General features: G+C 37.7%; 5 protein-coding genes and 1 tRNA gene. 2 read left to right on the forward strand and 4 right to left on the reverse strand.

What is annotated here, in order from left to right:
* Positions 1-749: family 10 glycosylhydrolase (locus tag FJR04_RS24475; protein WP_168499779.1), on the forward strand; the 749-nt coding region annotated here is incomplete at its 5' end.
* A 136-nt stretch (positions 750-885) separates the two neighbouring features.
* Here FJR04_RS24475 and FJR04_RS24480 read toward each other — a convergent pair.
* The 4 genes from FJR04_RS24480 to FJR04_RS24495 all read right to left on the reverse strand — a co-directional run bounded on the left by FJR04_RS24480 (position 886) and on the right by FJR04_RS24495 (position 3,846).
* Positions 886-958 (reverse strand) — tRNA-Phe (locus FJR04_RS24480).
* 80 nt (positions 959-1,038) lie between these two features.
* Positions 1,039-1,872, reverse strand: a complete 834-nt coding sequence (locus FJR04_RS24485) for a metal ABC transporter permease (RefSeq protein WP_168499781.1) — start codon at positions 1,870-1,872, stop codon at positions 1,039-1,041.
* 143 nt (positions 1,873-2,015) lie between these two features.
* The gene (locus FJR04_RS24490; protein WP_174763580.1) at positions 2,016-2,798 is read right to left on the reverse strand and encodes a metal ABC transporter ATP-binding protein; all 783 of its coding nucleotides are present in this window, start codon (positions 2,796-2,798) and stop codon (positions 2,016-2,018) included.
* Positions 2,799-2,856: 58 nt separating this feature from the next.
* The gene (locus tag FJR04_RS24495) at positions 2,857-3,846 is read right to left on the reverse strand and encodes a metal ABC transporter solute-binding protein, Zn/Mn family (RefSeq protein ID WP_254445399.1); all 990 of its coding nucleotides are present in this window, start codon (positions 3,844-3,846) and stop codon (positions 2,857-2,859) included.
* A 300-nt stretch (positions 3,847-4,146) separates the two neighbouring features.
* On the opposite strand from FJR04_RS24495, the gene FJR04_RS24500 reads away from it, so the two are divergent.
* Entirely contained in the window at positions 4,147-5,730 is a 1,584-nt protein-coding gene (locus FJR04_RS24500) for an iron uptake porin (RefSeq protein ID WP_168499783.1), read from the forward strand.
* Positions 5,731-5,915: the final 185 nt, after the last annotated feature.

Genomic DNA, 5,915 nt, shown 5'->3' on the forward strand with positions numbered 1-5,915 from the left:
TGTATAATAGTAAAGTTATGCAGCAAACTCTCGGCTATAAAAGTTGTCCAAACTTATTTCAAGACCAATGGCTAGATTGGCTGATTGATGAAGCACATAAACAAGGAATGGAAGTTCACGCTTATTTTGAAAAAGGAATTAAAATAGATAAAAATAGCCCAGTTTTTGATTTAGCTATTGCTAATAAATGGATTGTCCCTGGTGTAGATAAAACTTATTCTGGTATAGATCATTATGTTCTTGATGTAGAAATTCCTGAAGTTGCTAATTTCTTTAAGAATATCTTAGTAGAGTTTGTGCAAAGGTATCCAAAAATTGATGCTGTGCAATGGGATGATTATCTAGGCTATCATGCTGACTTACCAGGTAAAGTAGATCGCACTGCTAAATTGACTACTTTTGTTCAGCAAATGATCACTGGGATGAAACAAGCTAACCCAACTGTTAGTTTTGATATTTGTCATCATAATCCCTATTGGGCTAAACGATATTTTGCGGCTGATTGGCAAAAATGGAATGTTGATAGAGTATTTATTCAGGTTTATAATGATGCTAATTTTCAAGAAGAACTAAATTATGTAAAAAATTCGGCAGGAATTGCTATTAGCGATAAACAATTTCACAGGTTAAAAGAAGTAGTAAATAACCCTGTAATCAAGAGTGTTTTAGTTTTTCCTGAATCTGGAAAGCCAGAAGAAACAGCTTCTAACTTAAACAAGTTGATGATGAAATCAGTTGGCTTACCCTAACTAAGGCTTGCTGATAGCGTAGTGACTCATGATTGGGCGCAAGGCCTGCGTCCCTAATAGCAAACCCTATCTCATGATTTGGTTTGCGTAAATAGTCAAAATCTAGGCAAAATTTTGATTAAATTTCCGAAACGTATGCCAGGAACGAGACTTGAACTCGTGACACGAGGATTTTCAGTCCTCTGCTCTACCAACTGAGCTATCCCGGCGCGGGCTTTTTTTATGTGCGCCACGATTACTTAATTTAGCGTAAGAGAAAGGATTTGTCAAGGGGTCTACAAAAAAAACTTTAGTTAATCTTGGTTGTCAATTTTATCCAGATAAAAACAGCCACGAATACCAAAAACTGTACAAAAACAATACTTGGTCCAGAAGATAGGTTAAACAAACCAGAAACAATCATGCCGGCGATACTGCTACTAGAGCCGACAACTACCGATAGAATCAAAAAGCGGCTGAAATGGTGACTCATGAGTTTGGCTGTAGCAGCAGGAATCACTAAAAAGGCATTCACAAGTAAAACACCAACAGCTTTAATCGCTACAGCAACGGCAAGAGATAGCAAGATCACAAACCCATAGCGATATAATTGTACAGGTACGCCTTGTACTTGAGCAACATCGGGGTTAAGGGTTAACAAAATCTGTTGATGCAGAGTAGATAATAAAAAAACGCTACTACCGATAAGTAACAACAAAGTCAAAATTAAATCTGTGTTATCTATTGCTAAAATATCGCCAAACAGCACGCCCATTAAGTTACCGCGATATCCCTTAATAAAGCTGGTAAGAATTACACCGATCGCTAATGCCCCAGATAGGACTATACTCAAAACGCTATCACTAGCTAAATCTGTTTTATCAATTAAGTAAAGAACAACAACCCCAAAAACTAAAGTGAAAGGTAGTAACATCCAAGTAGGATTGGTGTTGAGTAACACGCCTAACGCTACACCTACTAAGGCTGCATGGCCAACCGCATGACTAAAAAAAGATAACTGACGCAAAGTGACAAAACTGCCTAATAAACCGCCTAATATACCCATTAATACAGCACCCATAATGGCACGCTGCATAAAAGGAAATTGTAATAAATTCACCAAGTCATGATAATTAATGGTCATAGAGGAGGAGTCAGGAGGTAGGGGCGCAGGGACTACGCCCAGTCAGTAGTGAGAAAGAAGGAATAAGAATTAAAACCCACTTAATACTTGATGTTGGGTTTATTTCATCAATTGTCAATTGTCAATTGTCAATTATCAATTATTTAATGATGATGTTCATAGCGACTAAAACCTGGTCCATAAGTAGCTAGAAGATTTTGCGGTGAAAGGGCTATTTCTGGTTTACCAGTACAGACAAGAGTTTGATTTAGACAAATTACGCGATCGCAATGACGACTTACCATATCAATATCATGGGAAACTTGCAACACAGTCCAATTTTCTTCTCGTTTTAATTCATTTAACAAAGCATAAAAATCCGTTGTTCCTTGGACATCCACTCCAGCAAAAGCTTCATCTAATACTAACAATTTTCGCGGTGTTACTAAACAATAAGCTAATAATACCCGTTTGAGTTGACCACCACTAAGAGTCCCAATAGCTTGATTTCGTAAGCGATAAGCATCAGTCCGGTGTAAAGCTGCTGTGACTGCTGCTAATGTTTCCCGTTTTTGTTGCCAAAATTTGGAGAAAGATGAATATTTCTGATTACCTATTCCCAAAGCCACTAATTCACTAACCGAAATTGGAAAACTGCGATCAAAAATAAAGTTTTGTGGCATATAACCCAACTGGTTACGCACATTTCCTAATCTGGAAATTGGGCGACCAAAAACTTCAATTGTTCCTGCACTCCGGGGAATTAAATCTAAAATAGCTTTGATTAAGGTACTTTTTCCTGCACCATTAGGACCGACTATAGCTGTATCTGTTCCTGGTAATAATTCAAAGGAAACATCTCGCACAGCTAGATATCTACCTTGATAGACTGTTAACCCTGCGACTTTTAATATTGGTAATGTAATTTGTGATTGATCGTCAGTCATGTAAGTTAGTATTTGATATGCCGCTAATTTGCAGTTATAGATTTGGAGTAATCAGGTTTCAATTTTTCTGCTTCTTGCATCCAGAGCTTAAACTCTCCAAATTAGCTCTCATTGCCTTAAAATAATACTGTGGATTGGTATCGCCAGTTTCTAAAGAATCCAAAGTCTGCACACTTATCTGCAAATCCTGGGAAATACTTGTTAGTAATTTGTTATCTACCCCCGGTTCGCTAAATAGAGCTTTAACCTGATATTTTTTCACTGTATTTATCACTTTTTGGACATCTGTTGGTGAAAGTTGCTTTTCAGGAATTTCTACTACTGCTACTTGTTTGAGGTTATAGCGTTGTGCTAGGTAGGGAAAAGCATCATGAAAAGTGATAAAAGTACAGCCTGGTGTTTGTTTCAGAGTTTGTGCAAATTCATTATTTAAATTGTCTAATTCCTGGATATATGCCGCTGCATTAGCTTGATAATTGGCTTGATTAGCTGGATCTGCTGTAATTAAACCATCACGAATATTTACGATTTGTTGTTTTGCTAAAATCGGATCTAGCCAAACATGAGGATTACCTGATGAATGTTCATGACTATGATCATGAACATCTTCTCCTGCTGCGGTTTTATCTATCGGGGAGATTTTATTAATAGCTTTAATACCTTTACTAGCATCAATTTCTACTAATTTAGAATTGGCAGCGTTTTTAATTGTATCTGCCAGAAATTCCTCCAACCCTAAACCATTTTTTATGACTACATTAGCTGTAGCGATCGCTTTTACATTAGCAGGTGTCCCTTGATATTCATGTACCTCCGTACCAGGTTGGACTAATATCTCTACATCTGCTACATCTCCAGCTACTGCTTTAGTAAACAAATAAACAGGTAAAAATGTTGTAACTACTTTAGTTTTTGGTGATTTTTGTGCTGCTGTTGGCTCTATAGTTACAACTTCAGCATTATTAGGATTATTACATCCATAAACTGCTGATAACATTACCAACGCCATCAGCGGTAAAAATTTGATATCTCTATAACAACTCTTCATAACTCTATCTCCAGGTTCGTACTTGACTATGAAACTTAATTGGGATTATCTTATCATAATGAGATTCATTCTCATGGAATCTGTAAAAAAATAATACTGTATTGAAAATTACAAACTATTTTGGGATTTCAGGCAATACTGCCGTATACTATAATTTTTCCAGTTCATAAAGATTTCTTAACTTTTTTGTGTTAAAAGACCTACCTGGAAATGTTAGTATACTGAGATGAATTATGGATAGCCATACTACTTTTAGATCAAGTATGGCATCATCAACTTCAAAAATGGGTGTGAGGAAAAATGCAAAAATTCTGGACATATTTACTTGCTAGTCCAACGGTTATCAGTGCCATACTATGTATTAGTCCCGGTGCAAGAGCAGAACAAGCACCAGCAAATAATGAACCACTAGTTGTTACGAACTCAGAACAACAAGTTAATCAAAATAATCAGCACGAGGTAATCTCACAAGTTACCTCAGTATCTCAGCTATCTGACGTACAACCCAACGATTGGGCATTTCAGGCTTTACAATCACTGGTAGAACGCTATGGATGTATTGCAGGTTATCCTAATGGTACTTATCGTGGTAATCGGGCATTGTCACGATATGAGTTTGCAGCCGGCTTAAATGCCTGTTTAGATCGAGTTAACGAACTAATTGCTACCGCTATAGGTGATGGAGCAACCAAAGAAGATTTAGCAACAATCCAAAAACTGCAAGAAGAATTTTCCGCAGAACTGGCAACCTTACGAGGGCGTGTAGATGCAGTAGAAGCCAGAACTACTGAGTTAGAAGCTAATCAATTTTCTACTACCACCAAACTGCAAGGGCAAGTTGTCGGAGTTGTCAGTGATGTGTTCTCAAACAACACAGTCAATGGTGCGGAAATTCCTGGTAAAAATACCACATTAGGCGCGAGGGCGCGGATTGAGTTAGTAAGCAGTTTTACAGGTAAAGACACACTTTTTACCAGAATTCAAAGTAATAATATTAACACCCCAGGCATTAATACCCCTGAGGGAAATTTGTTTTTTGCTGGTGATGGTACTAACAATGCTGCTATAGATGCCTTGTGGTACAAATTCCGTTTAGGGGAAAAGACAGAGGTAATCGCTATTGCTAATGCTGGTGCTGCCGATGACCTCACCAGTACAGTGAATCTTTTTGATGGTGATGGTGGATTTGGGGCTTTATCTACCTTTGGTACACGCAATCCTATCTATGCTCAAATAAGTGGCGCAGGTGTAGGTGTAAACCAACAGTTCAGTAAAAACTTGACTCTCAGTTTAGGGTATTTGGCAAGTACAGCTAATAATCCTACCCCTGGAAATGGTTTATTTGATGGTAACTATGGTGCATTGGCACAGTTAACTCTCAAACCGAGCGATCGCATTACTCTTGGTCTAACTTACATCAATTCCTATAACCAGCCACTACTTACAGGTAGCACTGAAGCTACATCTAAAATCACAACTGAAGCATTTTCCAGTAATTCCTACGGACTCCAAGCATCACTAGGCATTAGTGAAAAATTTGTTTTAGGTGGTTGGGCTGGATATACCAATAGTCAAGTCTTGACAGGAGCAAAAGGAGACATTGACATTTGGAACTATGCTGTTACTCTCGGCTTCCCTGACTTGGGTAAAAAAGGTAATTTGGCTGGTGTCATAGTTGGTATGGAACCAAAAGTAACAAGTTCAAATTTTGCTGGAGTTCCTAAAAATACAGATACCTCCTATCATATTGAGGCATTTTATCAGTACAAAGTCAACGACAATATCACCATTACCCCTGGAATTATTTGGCTAACTGCGCCAGATCATAAAAATACTAACGATGATGTCATAATTGGTGCTTTAAGAACTACCTTCAGTTTCTAAGCTTTCAGATCATCATCTGAAATTTTGATTTCCGTCTTCTAAATAAAACCTAACAGAAATGTTGGGCTTTATTTTCTTAGTCACGTAGGTTAAGTAGGTTAAACCCATATTCCGCACAATGTGGGGTTAAAGCCCCAAAAACAAAACCCCCTGTAGTTAACTACAGGGGGTTTTGTTAAAGAATA

Origin of the sequence: Anabaena sp. UHCC 0204 (assembly GCF_009711975.1) — a bacterium.
In the GTDB taxonomy this organism is placed as follows: domain Bacteria; phylum Cyanobacteriota; class Cyanobacteriia; order Cyanobacteriales; family Nostocaceae; genus Dolichospermum.